The sequence below is a fragment of the Gordonibacter sp. RACS_AR68 genome (genome assembly GCF_030418485.1).
GTDB lineage: Bacteria > Actinomycetota > Coriobacteriia > Coriobacteriales > Eggerthellaceae > Gordonibacter > Gordonibacter urolithinfaciens.
This window is the reverse complement of sequence record NZ_JAIPUP010000001.1, coordinates 232,404-252,889: the sequence shown is the minus strand read 5'-3', so window position 1 is coordinate 252,889 and position 20,486 is coordinate 232,404. Positions and strand designations below refer to the sequence as shown.

17 protein-coding genes and 1 tRNA gene are annotated in these 20,486 nt (G+C 65.4%); 12 read left to right on the top strand and 6 right to left on the bottom strand.

The window, feature by feature from the left end; all coding sequences use genetic code 11:
* Positions 1–682: 682 nt before the first annotated feature.
* From K9U15_RS01045 to K9U15_RS01035, 3 genes are all read right to left on the bottom strand, one after another.
* The gene (locus tag K9U15_RS01045; RefSeq protein ID WP_301155448.1) at positions 683–1,081 is read right to left on the bottom strand and encodes a hypothetical protein; all 399 of its coding nucleotides are present in this window, start codon (positions 1,079–1,081) and stop codon (positions 683–685) included.
* The gene (locus K9U15_RS01040) at positions 1,081–1,326 is read right to left on the bottom strand and encodes a helix-turn-helix domain-containing protein (protein ID WP_087190756.1); all 246 of its coding nucleotides are present in this window, start codon (positions 1,324–1,326) and stop codon (positions 1,081–1,083) included. Before K9U15_RS01040 ends, K9U15_RS01045 begins: the two co-directional genes overlap by 1 nt.
* Before the next feature lie 230 nt (positions 1,327–1,556).
* Positions 1,557–1,632 (bottom strand) — tRNA-Thr (locus tag K9U15_RS01035).
* A gap of 298 nt (positions 1,633–1,930) precedes the next feature.
* Between K9U15_RS01035 and K9U15_RS01030 the strand changes: the two genes are divergently transcribed.
* Both K9U15_RS01030 and K9U15_RS01025 read left to right on the top strand, forming a co-directional pair.
* Positions 1,931–2,950, top strand: a complete 1,020-nt coding sequence (locus tag K9U15_RS01030; protein ID WP_278807121.1) for an NADPH:quinone reductase — start codon at positions 1,931–1,933, stop codon at positions 2,948–2,950.
* The gene (locus K9U15_RS01025; protein ID WP_301155447.1) at positions 2,947–3,636 is read left to right on the top strand and encodes a metallophosphoesterase family protein; all 690 of its coding nucleotides are present in this window, start codon (positions 2,947–2,949) and stop codon (positions 3,634–3,636) included. Before K9U15_RS01030 ends, K9U15_RS01025 begins: the two co-directional genes overlap by 4 nt.
* Before the next feature lie 20 nt (positions 3,637–3,656).
* Here K9U15_RS01025 and K9U15_RS01020 read toward each other — a convergent pair whose 3' ends face one another.
* Both K9U15_RS01020 and K9U15_RS01015 read right to left on the bottom strand, forming a co-directional pair.
* Entirely contained in the window at positions 3,657–4,931 is a 1,275-nt protein-coding gene (locus K9U15_RS01020) for an ArsB/NhaD family transporter (protein WP_301155446.1), read from the bottom strand.
* Positions 4,932–5,133: 202 nt separating this feature from the next.
* Complete coding sequence (locus K9U15_RS01015; RefSeq protein WP_123673053.1) at positions 5,134–6,303, bottom strand: polysaccharide deacetylase family protein; 1,170 nt, start codon at positions 6,301–6,303, stop codon at positions 5,134–5,136.
* A 697-nt stretch (positions 6,304–7,000) separates the two neighbouring features.
* On the opposite strand from K9U15_RS01015, the gene K9U15_RS01010 reads away from it, so the two are divergent.
* From K9U15_RS01010 to K9U15_RS00980, 7 genes are all read left to right on the top strand, one after another.
* Positions 7,001–9,283 carry a MurT ligase domain-containing protein gene (locus tag K9U15_RS01010; protein ID WP_278807116.1) on the top strand — a complete coding sequence of 761 codons (2,283 nt, stop codon included), beginning with the start codon at positions 7,001–7,003 and terminating at the stop codon, positions 9,281–9,283.
* Positions 9,284–9,416: 133 nt separating this feature from the next.
* Positions 9,417–10,988: an LCP family protein gene (locus tag K9U15_RS01005; RefSeq protein ID WP_278807114.1), complete on the top strand. Its 1,572-nt coding sequence runs from the start codon at positions 9,417–9,419 to the stop codon at positions 10,986–10,988.
* A gap of 158 nt (positions 10,989–11,146) precedes the next feature.
* Positions 11,147–11,977, top strand: coding sequence for an arylamine N-acetyltransferase (locus K9U15_RS01000; RefSeq protein ID WP_123673057.1), 831 nt, complete (start codon positions 11,147–11,149; stop codon positions 11,975–11,977).
* A gap of 259 nt (positions 11,978–12,236) precedes the next feature.
* Positions 12,237–12,707: a 23S rRNA (pseudouridine(1915)-N(3))-methyltransferase RlmH gene (rlmH, locus tag K9U15_RS00995; protein ID WP_096227582.1), complete on the top strand. Its 471-nt coding sequence runs from the start codon at positions 12,237–12,239 to the stop codon at positions 12,705–12,707.
* 171 nt (positions 12,708–12,878) lie between these two features.
* Positions 12,879–13,736 (top strand): exodeoxyribonuclease III, encoded by an 858-nt coding sequence (locus tag K9U15_RS00990; RefSeq protein WP_301155445.1) that lies wholly within the window; start codon positions 12,879–12,881, stop codon positions 13,734–13,736.
* 237 nt (positions 13,737–13,973) lie between these two features.
* A complete protein-coding gene (locus K9U15_RS00985; RefSeq protein ID WP_206613318.1) occupies positions 13,974–14,153 on the top strand; it encodes a hypothetical protein in 180 nt (59 codons plus the stop codon).
* 231 nt (positions 14,154–14,384) lie between these two features.
* Positions 14,385–15,068, top strand: a complete 684-nt coding sequence (locus tag K9U15_RS00980; RefSeq protein WP_096227585.1) for a peptidylprolyl isomerase — start codon at positions 14,385–14,387, stop codon at positions 15,066–15,068.
* A gap of 80 nt (positions 15,069–15,148) precedes the next feature.
* Here the strand turns inward: K9U15_RS00980 and K9U15_RS00975 are convergent, their stop codons facing one another.
* Positions 15,149–16,720, bottom strand: coding sequence for a helix-turn-helix transcriptional regulator (locus K9U15_RS00975; protein WP_301155444.1), 1,572 nt, complete (start codon positions 16,718–16,720; stop codon positions 15,149–15,151).
* Positions 16,721–17,103: 383 nt separating this feature from the next.
* Here K9U15_RS00975 and K9U15_RS00970 point away from each other — a divergent pair, with 383 nt between their 5' ends.
* From K9U15_RS00970 to folE, 3 genes are all read left to right on the top strand, one after another.
* Entirely contained in the window at positions 17,104–18,756 is a 1,653-nt protein-coding gene (locus K9U15_RS00970; RefSeq protein ID WP_301155443.1) for an FAD-binding protein, read from the top strand.
* 124 nt (positions 18,757–18,880) lie between these two features.
* Positions 18,881–19,549, top strand: coding sequence for a cytochrome c3 family protein (locus tag K9U15_RS00965; RefSeq protein WP_241557616.1), 669 nt, complete (start codon positions 18,881–18,883; stop codon positions 19,547–19,549).
* Between the two features lie 261 nt (positions 19,550–19,810).
* Positions 19,811–20,380, top strand: coding sequence for a GTP cyclohydrolase I FolE (gene folE / locus K9U15_RS00960; protein ID WP_015540119.1), 570 nt, complete (start codon positions 19,811–19,813; stop codon positions 20,378–20,380).
* The last annotated feature ends 106 nt before the right edge of the window (positions 20,381–20,486 follow it).

Below are 20,486 nucleotides of genomic sequence, written 5' to 3'. Positions count from 1 at the left end.
GGGCGGCTTTCCGCCCTTCTACAGGTTGCGGGACGTGGCGAGAAGCTCTCCGCCTACGGAAAGCTTTGGAAAGCCGCCGTCGAAACGGCGTGCACCAACCTGATGCTCGGGGGCATGTCGCGCCTGAGGCTGTCCGGGCCACGTCGGGGTACCTCCCACGTCGGCCGTTCCTTTGTTTTGCTCGGTGAACAGTGGAAATGAAAGAGAAAGCCGGGCGACTCTGAACAAGTTCCCGGCTTAATCTAAACAACGTGTTCGATTTGTCGCTGGGGCTGTACGACCCCGCTAACTCTGATCGATGGTTCAAGATGTTCTCAGTAGATCACGGCCCCGGAGAGCACGGAACCGTGATGAAAACCTTCACTGATTCGCTGGGCGTCGAACATCAGCGTGGCAAGGGCTATCGGTGCCTCAAGCCCCACATGTTGAGGCACGGCCAGGCAGCTATCCTATGCACGCAGGTGGTGGATGCGAAAATGACTCAAGGCAGTTAGGCCACTTGAACTTCGACACGACGATGAACATCTGCACGCATTTTGAGAAGGAAAACGACCGCATTGCAAGCGAAGCGTTTCGGAACGCGCTATCGTAGAAGTAGACGTAGCCAAGAAACGAAGAAAGCGCCGGAGGTAGGTGATAACTCACCGTTCGGGCGCTTTGCTAAGTACATATTACAGCGGAATCACCTAATGTCAATCACGGTTCCGCTACGGTTCACATAAATCAGACGCTTGATCGCTTTGACCTTCGCGCAGCCGTTCCTCAGCTCGCGTTCTATGATCCCATCGGAAGCACCCTTCATGCGCCGGGAATCGAAAATGATGTTCGCTGCTTGGTGGCTTGCCTTGCGAAGATTGCGCTCAATCGCCTTTGGATTGATAGCTTTAGGGGCCTTGATCTCCCATGCTGCGCCGTCAATGATCACATCCGCAGACGTGGTTCGGTACTCCTCGCTGCGGCGGATGAACTCTACGGTCATGCCTGCCATCGCGAGCGACCTGGCCGTCTCGTATTCGTGCGGCCAGACGTTGAGGTCTGGTGCAATGATGATCTTTCCCCTAGTTTTTTTCATAACGATCATTATACGACTGCTAAGGTTGCTGAAGGCTTCAACTTGCACGCCGTAGGCTTCTTGCCCGAGAAACTTATCAGGTCGCGAACTTCGACGTCGAGAGCCATGGCGATACGGTGAATCGCGCTGATGCTGATATGGAGCTTGTCAAGCTCGATGCGTGATATATACGCTTTTCCTTTTGAGCTGCCTATCATGAGAGCGAGTTTATCCTGCGCCATTTCCTGTTCCAAGCGGAATCGTCGTATTCGCATAACGAGCTTCTGCAGGAAAAGAAGGGTTCGTGGGAATACGCGACGAAGACGAAAAGTGGCCTCAATAGTGATGGACTCGGAGCGCTTCTTTCGGAAATGATAGCAAGATAGTGATCGTATTATGACGATGGACAAAAATAATTTTCCCGTAGTTTTCTCCGCGAGTAGATTGAAAGACGGGAACAAAGAAACAGGTCAGCCAAGTTTCCCCGGCTGACCTGCACTTTTTCTGGAGCCAACGAGCGGATTCGAACCGCTGACCTACGCATTACGAGTGCGTTGCTCTACCAGCTGAGCCACGTTGGCGTCACGGCTTCTTTGCGAAGCGCGAATACGCAGTATACCGAAAGGTGCTCCGACCTGCAATAGGCCGTTGCGAGCAATCCTCAAATTTATCTTGGAACGTCGTTTGCCCCCGTGCGCATCTGGACGCTGATACGGGGGCGCGGTTCGAGAGGGCGCGGTCGAGGCGTTCCGGCTCGCTGCCAGGCCGGTAACGACCTTCGCAAGCCGGCCGCACGACGCGGAGAAGCGCACGCATGCCGCGCTACGATCGGGCTGCGAACGGCAAAGAGGTTTTAACGAAGGCGGAAGGAGCGGTCCGATGGTGAAATCGAGCGCAGGGCCAGACATGCAGGCGATCGTGGTAAACGCGTTCGGCGGGCCAGATGTGTTGGTGGAGCAGCGCGTTCCCATGCCCGAGCCGCATGCAGGCGAGGTGCGCGTGCGCCTGTGCGCAGCCGGTGTCAACCCGGTGGAAACCTATCTGCGCGCGGGCCAGTACGCCCAGCTCCCCGAGCTGCCCTACGTTCCAGGCAACGACGGCGCCGGCATCGTCGACGCGTGCGGGGCGAACCTTCCCTCGGGCGCTCCGCACGTGGGGGAGCGCGTGTTCGTGGCGGCGGCGCGTGCCCGCCGCTGCACCGGCACCTATGCCGAGTTCGTCGTCTGCGACGCCTCCGCCGTGGCCCCGCTTCCCGATGCCGTTCCGTTCGAGCAGGGCGCGGGCCTCGGCACTCCCGGACTGGCGGCGGCCGACGCGTTGTTCGTGCGTGCGCGGGTGCGTCCCGGCGAAACGGTGCTCGTCCACGGTGCAAGCGGCGGGGTGGGAACCCTCGCGGTGCAGCTTGCGCATCGCATCGGGGCCGTCGTGTACGGCACGGCCGGCGACGCCCGAGGTCGGCAGCTCGTGGAGTGCCTCGGTGCCCGGCGCGCCTTCGACCACCACGCCGAGGGTTACTTGGATGAGATTCTTGCGGCCACCCAGGGTCGCGGCGTCGATGTCGTGATCGACATGGCTGCGCAAGCCAACCTCATGAAGGATGCGAAGGTGGCCGCCGTGCGCGGGTGCATCGTGATCGTCGGCAGCCGCGGCTCGCTCGACTTCGATCCCCGTGCGCTCATGAAGGCCGACCTCGACGTGCGCGGCATGGGCGTGAACAACCTGCATCCCGACGAGCTCGATTTGGTGATGCACGCGTTGTCCGCCGCGCTGCAGGGCGGGATGCGGGTAATCGTCGCGCGTTCGTTCCCCTTGGAGGAGGCTGCCGATGCCCATCGCGCCGTCGCCGAGCGCGGCAAGGACGGGAAGATCGTGCTCGTCATGCCTGGTGGTTGCGCATGATCTACGTCACGGGCGACACCCATGGCAGCTACCGGCACGTTCGCGCTTTCGCGCGCGAGCACAGCCTGGGCCCCGACGACGTGATCGTGTGCCTGGGCGACACCGGGTTCGACTACTTCGGCGACGAGCGCGACGACGCCGTGAAAGTGCGCGCCGCGCAGGCGGGCGTCACCTTCCTCTGCATCCGCGGCAACCACGACCGCAACCCGGCGGCGCTCTCCGGCTACCGCCTGCAACCGTGGCACGGAGGTGAGGTGTACGCCGACAAAGCATATCCCCGAATCCTGTTCGCGCGCGACGGCAGCGTGTTCAGCCTCGAGGGCCGCCCTGCCATCGCCATCGGCGGCGCCTACAGCGTGGACAAGCGGCACCGGCTGGCGAACGGCCATCTCTGGTTCCCCGACGAGCAGCTCACCGAAGCCGAGAAGCGGCACGTCGAGCAGGCCCTCGACCGCCGCCGCTGGCGCATCGACACCGTTCTCTCCCACACCTGCCCCGCCGCGTTCGTCCCGCAGGAGGCCCTGCTGCCATCCATCGACCAGTCCACGGTTGATACCTCCATGGAGGACTGGCTGCAGCGCATCGAGCAGCGCCTCGACTACCGCCGCTGGTACTGCGGCCACTTCCACATCGAGAAGCAGGTCGGCCGCCTCCGCTTCCTCCGCAAGGACATCGTGCCGCTCTAGGCGGCCCCCTCGCGCCCGCCCTACGCCGGCGGGAACCTCACCACCAGGTACAGCCCCGCTATCGCCACGGTCAGCAGCATGATGGGGAAGCCGGTCTTCAGGAACTGCACGAACGTGATCTCGTGGCCGTTCTTCTTGCTGATGTCGGACAGCACCACGTTGGCGCTGGCGCCGATGAGGGTGCCGTTGCCGCCGAGGCAGGCGCCCAGCGACACGGCCCACCACAGCGGCGTGACGTCCATGCCGGTGGACTCCATGGCCAGCAGGATGGGGATCATGGTGGCCACGAACGGGATGTTGTCCAGGAAGCTGGAGATGACGGCCGAGCCCACCAGCAGCACGAGCATGGTGACGAACACGTTGCCGCCCGTGGCGTCGATGAGCGCGTGCGCCAGCATCTCGATGACGCCCGTCTCGGCCATGGCGCCCACGATGACGAACAGGCCGGCGAAGAACGCGAGCGTGGTCCACTCCACGTTCGCGAGCGCCTCCTCGATGCTCTCGCCCGAGATGAGCATGATGATGCCGGCCGCGCCGAGCGCGATGACGCTCGACTCCAGCCCCAGCGCGCCGTGCGCCATGAAGCCCACCACCACGAGGCCTATCATGACGTAGCTCTGCTTCAGCAGACGCTTGTTCTTGATCATGGCGTGCTCGTCCAGCTCCATGATGCGTGCACGATGCTCCTCGTTCACGTGCATCTTCCGGCCGTACAGGAAATAGAACACCACCAGCACTGCAGCCAGGATGACCACGACGGCCGGCGCGTCGTACAGGATGAAATCGAAGAACGTGAATCCGGCGGCCGAGCCGATCATGATGTTGGGCGGGTCGCCGATGAGCGTGGCGGTGCCGCCGATGTTGGACGCGAGGATCTCGGTCATAAAGAAAGGTATGGGATTCACGTCGAGCAGCTTGCACACGGTGAGCGTCATGGGGCCGATGAGAAGCACGGTGGTCACGTTGTCCAAGAACGCCGATAGCACGGCGGTGAGCAGCACGAACAGCAGCATGACCTTCCACGGCTCGCCCTTGGCGAGCCTCGCGGCCTTGATGGCCAGGAACTCGAACATGCCGGAGAGCTTCACCACCGACACGAACAGCATCATGCCCAGGAGCACGCCGAGCGTGTTGAAGTCGATGTGCTCCATGGCCGCGTCGAACGGCAGCACGTGCAGCGCCAGCACCAGCATGGCGCCCACGATGGCGGCAAGCGAGCGGTGCAGCTTCTCCGTCATGATGGCCGCCATGACGATGACGAACACCGCGATCGATACGATTTGGCTTACGTCCATGCGAGCTCCCCCTGCGAACCGGGCTGTACGATGTCCACCCCGCCCCCCGCCTGCTCGAAGCAGTCAAGCGGCCAGATCACCTCACTATACCAATATCGGGGAGCAAGCGACAGGGCGAAATCGCCCTATGCGTGACGGCGTCCGCGACGTGCTGTCGGCGACACCCGGCTGGAGGTGCGGTGGGCGAGCTCTGTCCCTGCGGCTACGACAAGGGGTACTGGAGGAGCTCGTCGATGGTGATGAAGCGGTAGCCCTGGTCCTTCAGGCGGGGGAGCGCCTTCTTGAGCGCCTCGATGGTCTGCGAGCGATCGCCGCCGCCGTCGTGCATGAGGACGATGGCCCCCGGCCAAGCATCCTCGATCTGCTTGGCGATGGCGTCCGCTCCCGGTCTGCGCCAGTCGCTCGAATCGATGTTCCAGCCGATCTCCGCCTTGATGAGCGGGCCGATGTTCTTCACCACGTCGTCGCCGAAATTGCCCCCGGGGGTGCGGAAGATACGGCTCGCCTCGGCGCCGGTGACGGCCTCGATGGCGGCGCGCCCTTTCTCTACCTCAGCTTTCTGCTCCTCGGGCGACATGAAGCCCAGGTTCACGCCCTGGCCGCTGCCGGCGGCGTGGTCGTAGGAGTGCGTGCACACCTGATGGCCCTCGGAGACTGCGCGCTTCACGAACGCGTCGCCGTTGTCCTGTTCGATGCGGTTGCCCACGGTGAAGAACGTGGCCTTGGCGCCGTGTTCGGCCAGCACGTCGAGCACCTGGCCGGTCTGGTCGCCCCAGGGGCCGTCGTCGAACGTGAGCGCGATCACCTTGTCGTCGCCCACGTCGGGCGATACGTTGCGGCGCACGATGTTGCTGGGCTCCTGCTTGACCTGCTCGGCCGTGATGCCGGACGTCTTGCCGGTCTTCGTGGCCTTTACGCCGTCCTTGCCCTCGCCCTCCACCAGGTGGATGGCGCCGTTGCCTTCCTGTGCGACCGTCCAGGGAATGGCTGTTTCTACGGAGTCGGACGGCTCCTCGATCGGGCCGCCGTCGCCGATCTCCACTACGTCTCCCGACCCCAGCTTCGTGTCAAGCTCGGTGACCTTCTCGCCGTTCACCGTGGCGTGGAACGGCTCCCCCTTGCCTGCCTCCAGCACGCTGCCGTCCACGGCCAGCAGGTCGCCCGGCTGGGGCTTGACGCCGCTGGCGGACAGGGCGTCGCCGAGCGTCTTGCCGCCGTGCACTTCGACGCTCGCCCCGTTCAGCGTGATGTTGGCGGGCAGGCTCTGCACGAACAGCACCACGCCGATGATGACGGCGGCCACCAAGCCCACGCCGGCGAGCACGCTCGCAAGTCGCCGGCCGGGGCGCTCGGGCTTCTGCGCGATGCGCATATAGCGGTCGTGATCTTGGTAGGGGGCCGAGGCGGCGTCGACTTGCGCACCGCGCCCCTTGCCGTGGGAGGCGTCGCTCGCCCGACGCGGCCGCGCCCCTGCGCTTGCCGATGGGCTGTAGCGCTGACCGTTGCGGTTTTGCGGGGGAATGCGCCCTGAGTGGGAGGGACGTCCTCCCGCGCGCGACGAGGGATGGGATACGGGGCGTCCTGCAGCGCGTTGGCTCGGCGCGGCATCGTCGTCCCGCGCGGAAACGTGCGTGCGTGCAACGCCGGCGCGTGCTTGATGCGCTGGGGAGCCTTCGGGGATGTGGCGGTGGGCGGCATCGGTGCGCTCGCGGCCGTTCGGCCGCGGCATGCGCCTGCTATCCGCGTTGTGCGAGGGGTGTTCTCCGAATTCGTCGTACATCTCTGCCCCCATGGCGATCGAACGCCGTGCTTAGTCGTCGTTGTCGTCGTCCGCTTCATTCTACCCGAAACATGCGCTCGGCGAGCGCGCAAAGCACGGTTCGTCACCGACGAGCCGCCCGTATGATCCAATTTAACACCATAGCACGTTCAAGCCTTTGCCGCGGAAGGTCGGCAAGCCTTTCTACTGAAATTTGTATGGAGGGAACACGACGGCAGGCCGCGGTGCCTGCGGACCCGTCGGCGATAAGGGTTATACTGGGGCGCGTCTCGAACCGAAAGGATTGCCCATGGGCTTGCAGTTCGCCGCCGCGCGCGCCGTCAGCGCCGTGTCCACGTGGGGCTTGAAGCACGTGTTCCACCGTCCCGCCGCAAACTTCCCGGGAAAGGTTGCCCTCTACGTCGACCCGCGCGTCATCGCCGACCTCGCCCCGCGCCTGCAGAAGGGCTCAGTGTGCGTGGTGGGCACGAACGGCAAGACCACGGTGACGAACCTCCTGGCCGACGCGCTGGAAACCGCCGGTCAGCGCGTGGTGTGCAACCGCACGGGCGCGAACCTGGACTCCGGCGTGGCCACGGCGCTGCTGCATGCCCGCGAGGCCGACTGGGGCGTGTTCGAGTGCGACGAGCTGTGGCTGGCGAAGATCCTGCCGCACCTTCAGGCAGACTACGTGCTGCTGCTGAACCTGTTCCGCGACCAGCTGGATCGCGTGGGCGAGATCGACCGCATCCAGGAGAGCATCGCGGGCGCGCTCGCAGCGTCGCCGAAGTCCACGCTCGTGTTCAACGCCGACGACCCGCTGTGCGCCGCCATCGCCGAGCGCGTGGGCAACCCCACGGTCGCCTTCGGCGTTGACGAGGACCTGCACCTGCCGCAGAACACGGTGGCCGACGCGCAGATGTGCCAGCGCTGCTCCACCATGTTGGAATACGCGTACCGCCAGTATGGGCAGCTGGGGGCCTATCGCTGTCCCACCTGCGGGTTCGCGCGCCCCGCGCTGGACTGTGCCGCCCGGGACGTGCGCTTGGGCGCCGACGGTCTGTCGTTTGCCGCGCACGGGCCGCGGGGAGATGCCGCGCTCGAGGCACCGTTCAGCGGCGCGTACATGGTATACAACCTGCTTGCCACCTGGGCGGCAGCCGATCTCGTGAGCGTGCCGGCCGAGGCGCTGCAGCGTGCCATCGACGCGTTCGACCCGCGCAACGGCCGCCTGCAGGAGTTCTCGGTGGCGGGGCGGCGCACGCTGCTGAACCTGGCGAAGAACCCCACCGGGTTCAACCAGAACATCAAGATCATCCTGCAGGACGAGGGGCCGAAGGCGGTGGCCTTCTTCGTGAACGACAAGGAGGGCGACGGCCGCGACGTGTCGTGGCTGTGGGACATCGACTTCGAGGAGCTGGCAGGTCAGCCCGGCCTGCGCGTGTTCGCGGGCGGCATCCGCAAGAACGACGTGCAGGTGCGCCTGAAGTACGCCGGCCTTGATGCCGCGCTCGTCGACGACGCGTCGGCGATGTTCGCTCAGATGGACGCCCTGCCGTCCGACGCCCGCGCCTACGTGATAGCGAACTACACCGCGCTCCCGCCCGTGCACGCAGAGTTGGGAAGGCTCGCAGGCGAAGCGCCCGATGCTGCGGGAGGGGCTCCTTCCTCCCCTAAGTCGCCCGGGGATCCTTCCGGGTCGGGAGCCGCCCAGGCGACGGATGGCGCCGCCGCCCCGATCCGCCTCGCCAGCCAGGCGACGGAGGGCGACCGCGCTCCGGTTGGCCCTTCCTCCCCGGCGCGAAACGAGAACGTCCCAACCGCCGGCGCCGATCCCGCCCCGCTCATGATCGCGCACCTCTTCCCCGACCTGCTCAACCTTTACGGCGACGGCGGGAACGTCAAGGTGCTCGAGCGCCGGGCGCGCGAGCGCGGCATTCCCGTGGAGGTGCTCCGCGTGAACCACGGCGAGCACGTGGACCTGGCGGACGTCGATCTGGTGTTCCTGGGCGGCGGCCCGGACCGCGAGCAGCGGCTGGCGTCCGAGGACCTCATGCGCATGCGCGACGACCTGCATGCCTACGTGGAGGACGACGGCGTGCTGCTGGCCATCTGCGGCGGCTTCCAGATACTCGGGCGCGAGTGGCTGCTGGGCGAGGAAGTGGTGCGCGGCCTGGGGTTGGTGGACATGACCACCGAGCGCGCACCCGGCGGCTCGGGCAACCGGCTCATCGGCAACATCGCACTGCGCTCGCCGTTGGCCGAACGGGTTGTGGTGGGTTACGAGAACCACGCGGGCCGCACGCGCCTCGGCGCCGGCGTGGAGGCTTTCGGCGACGTGGCGTCATCGACGGGCCACGGCAACAACGACAGCGACAAGCGCGACGGCGTGCGCTACAAGAACGTGGTGGGCACCTACCTGCACGGTCCGCTGCTGCCGAAGAACCCCCAGGTGGCCGACGCCCTGCTCGCCCGCGCGCTCGAACGCCGCGCACGACGGGCCGGCGTGCCCGTCCCGGAGCTCGCCCCGCTGGACGACGCCGTGGAGAACGCGGCGAACGAGTACGTGCGCAACCGCCTGAACGCGGGCTAGGGAAGGGCGGCACCGTGCTCCGGCCCTCTGCTCCCGTCGCCGTGCCGTGCCTTCCGCCGAGCCCTATGGCTTTTTCCTAGAGACGCTGGCCGGCCCTTGCCCTCGTGCGCTTCGCCCGTCAAAATAGTTCCTCATGAGCAGCAGAAGAAGCAATCAGCGCCGCCCCGCTCGCCGACCGTCCAACTCCACGGGATTCGACGGTCGCTCTGACAGGGCTTCCCGCGACGGTGCGTATACGCGCCGCGATTCGTTCGATCCGTCGGCGTACGGACGCTCTTCTGATTCCTCGCGCACCCCTTCCCCGCGCTCGACGCGCGACGACGACAATCCCTACACCCGTCGCGTTTCCCAAGCCGAGTACACCCAGCGCCGCAAGCGTGCCAAGCGCAAGCGCATCGCGCTCGTCGCGGTGGCCGTGGTGCTGGTGCTGTGCCTGGGTGGGGCCGGCGCGGCGTTCGCCTACTACCAGACGGTGTCGAACAACCTTCACCAGGGCATCGACGACGATCTGGCCCGCACGCTCGCAGCCGCCGAGGCGGCCCACCCCTACGAGGGCGGTCCCTTCTACATGCTGCTCATGGGAACGGACGGATCATCCGACCGCGAGGCGTCCGCAGAGTACGCGGGCGACCAGTTCCGCTCGGACAGCATGATGGTCACGCGCATCGACCCGCAGGGCAAGAAGGTGGCGCTCGTGTCGCTCCACCGCGACACGCTCGTGGACATGGGCGAGTACGGACAGCAGAAGCTCAACGCGGCGCACTCCATCGGCGGCGCATCGTACACGGTAGAGACGGTGTCGAAGCTGGCAGGCGTGCCCATCACCCACTATGCCGAGATCAACTTCGACGGTTTCAAGGACATCGTGGATGCGCTCGGCGGCGTGGAGGTGGACGTGCCCATGACCATCGACGACGAGGATGCCGGCGGCCATGTGGACGAGGGCCTGCAGACGCTCAACGGCGACCAGGCGCTCATCCTGTGCCGTGCACGGCACGCCTACGACGAGTTCGGCGACGGCGACCGCTACCGTGCGGCCAACCAGCGCCTCGTGCTGTCGGCCATCGCGAAGAAGATCCTCACATCCGATGCCGCCACCATGGTGGGCTCCGTGCAAGCGCTTTCCCAGTACGTGACCACCGACCTCGAGATCACCGACATCCTGTCCATTGCCCAGAGCATGCGCGGGTTGGATCCCGAGAAGGACATCTACACGGCCATGGAACCCACGACCTCGGCCTACATCAACGGGGGTTGGTACGAGTACCTTGATGCCAAGGCGTGGAAGACCATGATGTCGCGCGTCGACCAGGGCCTGCCTCCCACCGAGGAGGACGAGGTCGACGAGACGTCCGGCACCGTGCTCGCCACCACCGGCTCCGGCGAGGCGAACGAGGAGAAGAAGAGCGCGCCGCCCTCCTCGAACGACAAGAAGTCCAGCACCGTGGTAGTGAAGAACGGCAACGGCCTTGCAGGCGCGGGTGCCGAGGCCGCCGAGAAGCTGGAGGCCCGTGGCTACACCGTTGAGACGGGTAACGCCGACAGCTTCGACTACACGCAGACCATCGTCATCTACGAGCGCGGCGACCAGGCCACGGAGGCGCGCGAGATTGCCAACGCCATCGGTGTGGGCAAGGCCCAGCAGAACACCGGCGAGTACGTGTTCGACGGCGACTTCCTCGTGGTGCTCGGCGCGGACTGGTAAACCCCAAAATCAGCCTACGGGGACGAATCCCCGGGATCATTCGACCCTGGGGAAGGAAGCGTCTCCCAACACCCCTGCCTTAGAATAGCATCACGCGATGAGGGGACCGCCGCAGCGGCGCGGGTGGCCGAGCGGCGCTTACTTGAGGGGTGAATGCCATGTACGAGGAACTGTACGAGAAGCTTCCGGATGCGAATCGGTACTGGGAGAAGCTGGGCCTGTCCCGTCCCGAGGCACCGCTTGCCAAGGACGATCTGGATCGCATCATCTTCGCGCACCAGTGCCGCATTCCCTTCGAGAACCTTGACGTGTGCGATTTCCACCGTCCCATCAAGCTCGGCATCCCCGACCTGTTCGAGAAGATCATCGTCGGCAACCGCGGAGGCTACTGCTTCGAGCTCAACGCTCTGCTCGATGCGCTGCTGCAGGACGCGGGCGTCGAGACCATGCCGTGCCTTGGCCGCAGCCTGAAGGATCGCGGTTACGTCTACCCTATACTGCACCGCGGCATCATCGTCACGCTGGGCGATGGGCGCTATATCGCCGAGGTGGGGTACGGCGGCCCGACGCCGGCGTGCGCCATTCCCTTGGTCGACGGTGCGGAGCTCGAGTCGCGCGGGCAGGTATTCCGCGTGGAGCTGCACGATGGGGGTTGGTGGCATGTCATCTACTGCGGGACCGCCGCAAAGCTCGCCGCTGCGCAAGAACGTGGCGAGACCGTGGCCCCTACGCCGGTGTTCGCCCTACTGGACGCCCCGGCGGCGCTGACCGACTGCATACCGCTCTCGTATTACTGCTCGACGCACCCCGACTCCGTGTTCACGCAATGGAGGATGGTGAACCGCCGCACGGAAGACGGGAACGTGTCCATTACGAAAGACCAGTTCGTGCGTGTGACTCCGGAGGGCAAGGAAACGAGGACGGTCGCGTCGGAGGATGAGTACCGTGCGCTGTTGGAGGAATTTTTCGGTATCGTGCTGCCCGCTTAGTCTCTGCGGCCGCCGGGGCCAATCCCCGACCCCCTTTGCGCAGGCAGCCGACATGCTGGGCGGGTCCTTCAAGCACGGTAAACGTTTGGCCGGGAGCTTCGCTTGCGAGGCCCCGGCCTTTTTGATGGGGTTGGGGTAACTGCCGGCGCCTTCATGCCAGGGCGGACTCCCCTGGAGCAAGTTGAGCATGCCGGTTGCTCGGCATGGAAGTGCGCTATCATCTCTCCTTGAAGGAAGGGCCGTTCGGGAGGCGAGGCGCATGAAGTTCACAGTGGTTGCGGTGGGGAAGCTGAAGGAGCGGTTCTGGACGGACGCGTGCGCCGAGTACCTCAAGCGCCTGCAGCCTTACGCGAAAACCGAGGTGCGCGAGATAGCCGACGTCGATCCCGGCCGTGCCGGGGGCGTGGACGCGGCGCGCGACCGCGAGGGTGCGGCCATCGTGGGGGCGCTTTCGCCGTCGTCGCACGTGGTGCTGTTGGCCATCGACGGAAAACAGCGTTCGAGCGAGGGCTTCTCGCGGCGCATCGACGCGCTCAAGCTGAACGGCGCGAGTGACATCGCGTTCGTCATCGGCGGTTCCGACGGCGTGAGCGAGGCTGTGCGAGCCCGCGCGGACGAGACGCTGTCCTTCGGGCCCGTCACGCTGCCGCACAACCTCGCGCGCGTCGTGCTGCTCGAACAGCTCTACCGCGCACAGAAGATCTCGCGCGGCGAGCCGTACCACAAGTAAGGGACAGGCGGGGTTGCTTTCAGCGCGCTCGCATTGGGCGGAGCTTGCCCTGTCGGGAGCGCTATAATAGCGAAACCGAGAAATCGTAGGCGGGGGCGACATGCCGGAGCAGCGGAACGGGGAAATGTAACCGCAGAACGACCAAGTCGACCAACGAGGAAAGGCACCACCATGCGCTTCATCTCGTGGAACGTGAACGGCCTGCGCGCCGTGCAGAAAAAGGGTTTCGAGGACATCGTGTGCGAGCTCGATGCCGACATCGTGGCCTTGCAGGAAACGAAGCTGCAGGAGGGCCAGGCCACGCTCGATCTTCCTCAGTACCGTGAGTATTGGAGCTACGCCGAGAAGAAGGGCTACTCCGGCACTGCCGTGTTCACCAAGGAGCAGCCGCTGCAGGTGCTGCACGGCCTGGGCAGCGACTACCTGGATGCCGAGGGGCGCATCGTGGCGCTCGAGTTCCCGCAGTTCTGGTTCGTGGACGTGTACACGCCGAACGCCCAGAACGAGCTCGCGCGCATCGTGCACCGCATGGAGTGGGACGACGCGTTCCGCGACTTCTGCAAGGGGCTCGAGGAGGGCGTGCTGCCCGCCGGCGTGCCGGTGCAGCGCCCGGCGCCTGGCGAGGGCCACGTGTGCATCAGCGAGCTGCCGCGCACCGAGCCGGGCGAGACGACCTCGCCGAAGCCGGTGGTCATGTGCGGCGACTTCAACGTGGCTCACCAGGAGATCGACCTGAAGAACCCCGGCCCGAACCGCGGTAAAGCCGGCTTCTCCGACGAGGAGCGCGGCAAGTTCACCGACCTGCTGGAAGCCGGTTTCGCTGACACCTTCCGCCGCCTGCACCCCGACGTGACGGGCGCGTACTCGTGGTGGAGCTACCGCTTCAAGGCGCGGCAGAACAACGCCGGATGGCGCATCGACTACTTCCTGGTCAGCGAATCGCTGGCCCCGAAGGTGGCGAGCGCCTGCATCTACGACGAAGTCTACGGTAGCGACCACTGCCCCGTTGGTTTGGAGTTGGAGCTGTAAGCAGAACTCGCTTCCTCCGACAGATTGACGATCCGACAACAATCTTGCCGTAAAAGAGTTCTCGAGGGCGGTTTCCGAAAACGCGCGTTCGAGCGCGAAAGTGTACGCGGTTGATCCGGCCATGTTCTCGGCGTTCTCGCCCTCCCCGACGCGCGACGAAGGGTAAAAGCTTGAAACGGCGGTGTTCAACAAGCTTCGACGCCAGACGAACCCGGTTCGGCGGGGGGCATCGCCCGCTTGTCGTTCGAGAAGGGCTCGTCCAGGCACGAGGTTGATTTCGTCGTCGGCGATGCGCTGCTGCAAGAGGCGTGGCAGCTCGTGCTGGTGTCGTGCAGCTTGGCGGATGCGAGAACGCGCCGTCGCGAAGTGCGCGCCCTGGAGGCCGCCATGCCGTTGTACGATGTGAACGAGTCGTAGATCATCACATTGAACGAAACCGAGACGATAGAGACCGCGGTGGGAACCATCCACGTTGTGCCGGCTTGGAGCTGGCTGCTTGATTGAGGTGCCAGAGCCGAAGGCTTTGCGATCAGGCGATCCGACGACGATCGGGGCTGAAGGCAAAATACGATTCTCCATCCGATGCCGCAGCGGCGCGCGGGGAGTAGAGTTGCCCCGAACGTGAGAACGGAGGGAAAGGGGAGGGCCATGGGAATGATCGTCAAGCCGCTGTACACGCCGCGCTACGTGCCGACCGGCAACGAGGTGGCCGTGTTCGAGACAAGCAAGGGAACGATACGCGCGCGGCTGTTCGGGAAGGACGCCCCCGTCACGGTGGGCAACTTCGTGGAGCTGGCGCAGAAGGGCTTCTACGACCATCAGAACTTCCACGGTCGTGTGGAAGGCGACGTGGTGGTGGGCGGCTGCCCCGTCACGCGCCCGCTTCGTCCGCAGCAGGTGCGCATGGCCGTGCGCGAGCAGCTGCGCGGCGTGCACCCGGGCATCGGCGACGCCGGTTACGTCATTGCCGACGAGTGGGAGGCGAACCAGCGCAACCGCCACGTGGAGGGGTCGCTGTCGCTCGCGCACAAGAAGGATGCGAACACCGGCAGCTCCCAGTTCTTCTTCTCGCTGGCGGACCATCCGGAATACGACGACCGCTTCACTGTGTTCGGTCAGGTGGAGGAAGGTCTCGACGTGATGCACCGCCTGCGCATCGGGGACGACATCGAGAGTGTGCGCGTGGAGGGTGCCGCCCCTCTTCCGAGCGACGAGGACCTGCCTGAAACCATCGTCGTCGACGGCGAGGATGGTCCGCAGGAGGTGCCGAACCCTGCCTACCAGGCCATGCAGGCGCTCGCGCACCTGCTGGAGCGCAAGGCCGTGGTGTAGCCCAGGCGCCCGGGCACGCGCATACGTCGCGTCCCCGATGTGTGCGAGCGGTAGAGCGGCTCGCACACATCGGGGACGCGTCAGTTTTCCTCCCAGCTTTCCACGAAATCGATGAGGTCCTGCTGCTTGTGGATGTCGGTTTTCTGGTAGATCTTCTCTATGTGGGTGCGCGCGGTGTTCTTCGCGATGTGCAGGTCGCGCGCCACGATGGACAGCGTGCGACCCCGGGCCAGGAACTGCAGCACTTCGCGCTCGCGCGGCGTCAGACCGCACGCCTCGGCCACACCTGCGCATTTCTGCTCCAGCGTGAGCTGTGGGTCGGGACGCTCCTCCTGCTCGTCGGCCGGCTTCTCTGCGCGGCGACCGGCACCCTTGATGAGGGGGATCGAGGATACCACGCTTTCGGGCAGCACGAGGAACGCGATGATCACCAGGCAAAGCACGGCAACCAGCGCAACGGCGCTCAGCTGCAGCACGCCCTCGTGCACCAGGGGGATCATCACGGCGCTCGCCACGTATCCCGCAGCCATCCCCAGGAACATGTAGGCCACGCCTACGCCGAACACGTACGGCGCGGCGCCCGGGCCCATGCGCCGCGCGATCTCGCCGAACAACACCCAGGCCAGGATATCGAAAAGCTCGTAGCCCGTGGCGATGAGCAGCACGGCCAGCGGGGCGCGCTCGCCGAACACGAGGGCGAGTGCTATCAGCCCTCCTATCATCACCGGTAGCGACAGGCGGTAGACGAGCGAGATGTTCATGCGGTCCTTGATGAAGAACACCAGCACGAGGAACACGGCTCCCACTACAACGAGGCTGAACGATCCGATCCCTCCCAACAGGTCGAAGGGGTCGTCGCCGGCGATGGGGAAGGCGTCCAGCATGCGGACGAGGAACGAGAACACCATGATGGAAACCATGAGCTTCGTTGAGGGCGCGTCGAGGCGAAGGTATCCGTGCGATGCGCGGGCTCGCGAGAAGGAGGCTCCTCCGCCTTCTCGCTCGGTGGCGGCTTCGCTTTCTTCCGGATCGTCCTCCATCTGGCCTTCTGGCAGCCCCGTCTTCCATACGATGCCGCAACGGCGGCATTCCAAAGCCAACAGGACGATCGACGCGGCAGGCAACGCGATGAAGGCGATGAGATTTCCGTCGGAGGACATGGCCAGCACGAGACCCGTGACCACAGCGGCTGCCGGGGCGCAGGCGAGCGAGAAGTACAGGTCCTGCGCGGCGAAGCGCTCTCCCCACATGACCTGCAGAAGGCCTGCCGCCGCACCTCCCGTTATGAGTCCGAGCATGAGCAGCGACGCCGAGTCAAGGCAGGTTGCCGCGGGGATGCACAGTGCCGACGACGCCGCAAGGCCCAGCATGATGTCGGTGAGCCGCTCGTGCATGCGCGGCAAGCTGCCCACGAAGCGCGTCATGACCAAGGCTGCGAGCGCCGCGGCCACGGCGCCGGCCACGAGGAACACCCAATCGGCGCGCGCCTCGAAGCTCGAGACCGACGCCGAGAGACTGAACACGATCCAGGCCCGGCACAAGCCGAACCCCGCGATGACAATAAGGTAGTCGAGCGAGAACCGGACGGACGACGCGCTTGGAGCGCGCTGCCCGTCCGGCGTCGCATCGGCTGCGGACGTCTTGCTTTTCATGGGCTTCCCCTCGCCATGCCGCGCACGACAGGGCCGTCGTGCCGCGCGCCTCCCCTTACCCCTGGCCCCATGCCGCTCTCGCAAAATCCCACCGCCGAGCACGCATCGAACGAGCGGCGCGTCTGTGGGATACGGGAACCGCTTTCCATCATACGGGCGAAGCCCTTCGGCATCAATCGGATCGATAATGTGAGAGGGGCACATCACGCCTGATCAAAAGTTGATAATTGGTTAAACATGACAATCACACCGATCATCTGGTGTGCTCGCGGGAAAACGCGCCTAGAATGCGCCTGTTGACGGACGGGCCGTCACCGAGGAGGGGGACGGTCGATGCGGGGAGCGTCGATCACAGGAGCCCGTCCGGTTCGCAAGGAGGAACCATGAGCGAGATTTCACGTCGCAACTTCCTGAAGGGTGCCGCTGTTGCCGGTGCCGCCGTGGCCGGCTCCGCCGCGCTCGCGGGCTGCTCGTCGGGCGGATCGGCCGCCTCGGGCGACTGGATGCCGAAGTCGTGGGACTACGAGACGGACGTCGTCGTGGTGGGCTACGGCGGAGCGGGCATGTGGTCGTCGCTCGTCGCGGCCGACGAGGGCGGCTCCGAGGTCGTCATCCTGGAGAAGGCGCCGGTCGAGGGTGGCGGCAACAGCCGTATCAACAACGGCGAATGGACGGTCATCAAGGACGAGAAGCTGTTCCGCGACTACTGCGTGGCGTTCGGCCACGGCCTTATCGAAGAGGACATGATCGACGCCTACATCGGCGAGGCTACGAAGCACACCGACTACGCCGACAAGTACGGCATGACCTACGAGGTGGCCGAGAAGGCGCTCGCCGGCACCATCCCCGAGTACTGGTTCCTGGACGATGGAAAGTACGCGGGCTGCATCGGCGTGTCCAACGTCGAGGGCTTCGGCATGACCACGTTCCATGAGCTGGAGGCCAAGCGCGCCGAGCTGGGCCTGCCCATCGAGATCAGGTTCAAGTGCACCGAGGAGCACCTCGTCCAGAATCCCGACACCAAGGAGATCGTGGGCGTGCGCTTCCTCGAGGACGGCACCGAGAAGACCATCAAGGCCCGCAAGGGCGTCGTGCTGTGCACGGGCGGCTTCGAGTTCAACGAGGAGCTCAAGAACACCTACCTGAGCATCTATCCTTTCAAGTTCGAGGGCTGGCAGTACAACACCGGCGACGGCATCCGCATGGTGGAGGAAGTGGGCGCCAAGCTCTGGCACATGAACATGGTCATCTCCACCACGGCCATGTGGACGCGCGATCCCGACTACGACTTCGCCATCTTCGCCAGCCCGCAGTCCGACGCGTTCTTCACGGTGAACCGTCTGGGCAAGCGGTACCAGAACGAGGCCAAGACGGGCGGCACGGCGCACAACGGCTGGCACACCCTCATGTCGTTCAGCGACAAGATCGACGACTACGACCGCATCCCGTCGTGGCAGATCTTCGACCAGAAGGGCATCGACGGCGGCCCCATGGGCACGCAGCAGGGCGGCTGGTTCGAGTGCGGCAACTACACCACCGACCTGCCCGACGAGATCCGCGCGTGGGACGGCTGGTCCGATGACAACCAGGTCGAGATCGAGCGCGGCTGGGTGCTCAAGGGCGATACGCTCGAGGAGCTGGGCCAGAAGATCAAGGACTTCGACCACTGGATGGACATCGACACGCTCAAGGAGACGTTCGCCGAGTACCAGGCCTTCTGCGACGCCGGCAAGGACGCGCGCTTCGACCGCGAGCTCACGGCCGAGGAGAACAAGCTCTCCGAGAGCGGCCCGTACTACGCCATCTCCATCTACCCCGGGTCCTGCTCTACGCTGGGCGGCCCGAAGAAGAACGTGGACGCCGAGGTGCTCGACCCGGCCGGCAACGTGATTCCGCGCCTGTACGCCGCGGGCAGCTTCGGCAACTTCCAGGCCCACAGCTACGGCATTACCGGCGGCAACAACTCCGAGAACATGGTGTGGGGCCGCATCGCCGGCCGTCACTGTGCCGGTTTGGAGCCTTGGGACAAGAAGTAGTCCCGCAACCTGACGACGCCGCGCGCCGCGCCCTCCCTCCCTGCGGCGCGCGAGCGCACTTGCGACCGGGCCCGGTCGGCCGTTTGCGGCCGGCCGGGCCGCAACCATGATAGGAAAGCTGGCTATGACGAACGAAACGACGAATACCGCCCGCAAGGGCCTCATGGCCCTGGCCGTTGCCGTGGCCGTGGTGGCCTTGTCCGTGGCGCTGGGCACGGCCGTGGGCTGCGCGCCTAAGCAGGCGGGTGAGGGCGAAGGCCCCGCTAAGGCTCCGAAGGAAGATCCCATGGCCACCCAGCAGGTAGACTGGACCATGGATATCGATTGCAAGACCTGCCATACGACCGAGACGGAGACCTTGGCCGACGCGCAGTGTCCGCAGGCGTCCGAGCATGGCGACCTGGCCTGCAACCAATGCCATACCCTGGAAGCGCCCCTCAAGGAGGCGCACGAGGGTGTGACCTATGCCGACAAGCCCGCCTCTAAGGCCACGGTGGTCACGGTGGATGCGGCCACCTGCCAAGATCCGGCATGCCACGGCACGATGGCCGACATGGCGGTGAAGACTGCCGACAACACGGAGTTCAAGGACGAGAAGGGCAAGGTCCAGAACCCGCACGAGTACGTGAGCAACGAGCAGCACGACGCGAACCCGCCCACCTGCACCGACTGCCATAAGATCCATAGCAAGAACCTGCAGAAGGATGCCATGATGTGGTGCGCCCAGTGCCATCACAAGGGCGTGTTCCAATGCGGGACCTGCCATGAGCTGCGCGAACGCGAAGTGGCCTAGCGCTTGAACCTCGCCTTCCCCCGGGCCGCGCTATCCTGCGGCTCCGGCGAAGCGGCCGCGCCCTCGGCGGCCTCGAGGCGGTTGCGACCCTGCGGACGCCTCCGGCTGGCTGCCTTGCGGCGGCGAGCCTCCTTAGAAGACCCGGCAACCCTCCCTCCCCGCCGGGTCTTCTTCCTTTTCCGTGGCCCCCGCGGCGCCCGGGCGGGCGCCGGCGCGCATCCGTGCTATCATGCATTCGACCAACGACGAGGAAAGACGGTTATGGACGCTGCGAAAATCGAAGCAGGGGTGCGGCTCATCTTGGAAGGGGTGGGGGAGGATCCCGAGCGCGAGGGCTTGCGCGAGACGCCGGCACGCGTGGCACGTATGTACGAGGAGGTGTTCGCGGGCCTGGAGCAGGACCCGGCGGAGCACTTCGCCACCACGTTCGACGAGCACCACGAGGAAATGGTGCTGGTGCGCGACATCCCGTTCTACTCTATGTGCGAGCACCATCTGGTGCCGTTTTTCGGCAAGGCGCACGTGGCCTACATCCCGGCGGCCGACGGGCGCATCTGCGGGTTGTCGAAGCTCGCGCGCCTCGTGGACGTGTTCGCGAAGCGCCCGCAGGTGCAGGAACGCCTGACCTCGCAGATCGCCGACACGCTCATCGAGCAGCTGCACCCCCAGGGCGTCATCGTGGTGTTGGAGGCCGAGCATCTGTGTATGAGCATGCGCGGCGTGAAGAAGGCCGGCGCGAAGACCACCACAAGTGCCGTCCGCGGTGCTTTCGAGCGCAGCCAGGCCACCCGTGCGGAGGCCCTGTCGCTCATCTTCGCGCGACGGGACTAGGGGCTCCACCGCACTTGGCGGCGTGGCCGAGCGGCAAGGCAGCCGAACCGCCGAAATGTTTCACGTGAAACATACGTTCGTTACGAGGTGCGAGGCCGATTCGCGC

Excerpts from the sequence above, each read along its gene's own strand:
- K9U15_RS01020 (WP_301155446.1), bottom strand. The coding sequence starts at position 4,931 with ATGGACGTAAGCCAAATCGTATCGATCGCGGTGTTCGTCATCGTCATG.
- K9U15_RS01015 (WP_123673053.1), bottom strand. The coding sequence starts at position 6,303 with ATGCGCATCGCGCAGAAGCCCGAGCGCCCCGGCCGGCGACTTGCGAGC.
- K9U15_RS01000 (WP_123673057.1), top strand. The coding sequence starts at position 11,147 with ATGTACGAGGAACTGTACGAGAAGCTTCCGGATGCGAATCGGTACTGG.
- K9U15_RS01040 (WP_087190756.1), bottom strand. The coding sequence starts at position 1,326 with ATGCGAATACGACGATTCCGCTTGGAACAGGAAATGGCGCAGGATAAA.
- folE (WP_015540119.1), top strand. The coding sequence starts at position 19,811 with ATGGACGCTGCGAAAATCGAAGCAGGGGTGCGGCTCATCTTGGAAGGG.
- K9U15_RS00975 (WP_301155444.1), bottom strand. The coding sequence starts at position 16,720 with ATGAAAAGCAAGACGTCCGCAGCCGATGCGACGCCGGACGGGCAGCGC.
- K9U15_RS00980 (WP_096227585.1), top strand. The coding sequence starts at position 14,385 with ATGGGAATGATCGTCAAGCCGCTGTACACGCCGCGCTACGTGCCGACC.
- K9U15_RS01045 (WP_301155448.1), bottom strand. The coding sequence starts at position 1,081 with ATGATCGTTATGAAAAAAACTAGGGGAAAGATCATCATTGCACCAGAC.
- K9U15_RS01005 (WP_278807114.1), top strand. The coding sequence starts at position 9,417 with ATGAGCAGCAGAAGAAGCAATCAGCGCCGCCCCGCTCGCCGACCGTCC.
- K9U15_RS00990 (WP_301155445.1), top strand. The coding sequence starts at position 12,879 with ATGCGCTTCATCTCGTGGAACGTGAACGGCCTGCGCGCCGTGCAGAAA.
- K9U15_RS01025 (WP_301155447.1), top strand. The coding sequence starts at position 2,947 with ATGATCTACGTCACGGGCGACACCCATGGCAGCTACCGGCACGTTCGC.
- K9U15_RS01010 (WP_278807116.1), top strand. The coding sequence starts at position 7,001 with ATGGGCTTGCAGTTCGCCGCCGCGCGCGCCGTCAGCGCCGTGTCCACG.
- K9U15_RS01030 (WP_278807121.1), top strand. The coding sequence starts at position 1,931 with ATGGTGAAATCGAGCGCAGGGCCAGACATGCAGGCGATCGTGGTAAAC.
- K9U15_RS00965 (WP_241557616.1), top strand. The coding sequence starts at position 18,881 with ATGACGAACGAAACGACGAATACCGCCCGCAAGGGCCTCATGGCCCTG.
- rlmH (WP_096227582.1), top strand. The coding sequence starts at position 12,237 with ATGAAGTTCACAGTGGTTGCGGTGGGGAAGCTGAAGGAGCGGTTCTGG.
- K9U15_RS00970 (WP_301155443.1), top strand. The coding sequence starts at position 17,104 with ATGAGCGAGATTTCACGTCGCAACTTCCTGAAGGGTGCCGCTGTTGCC.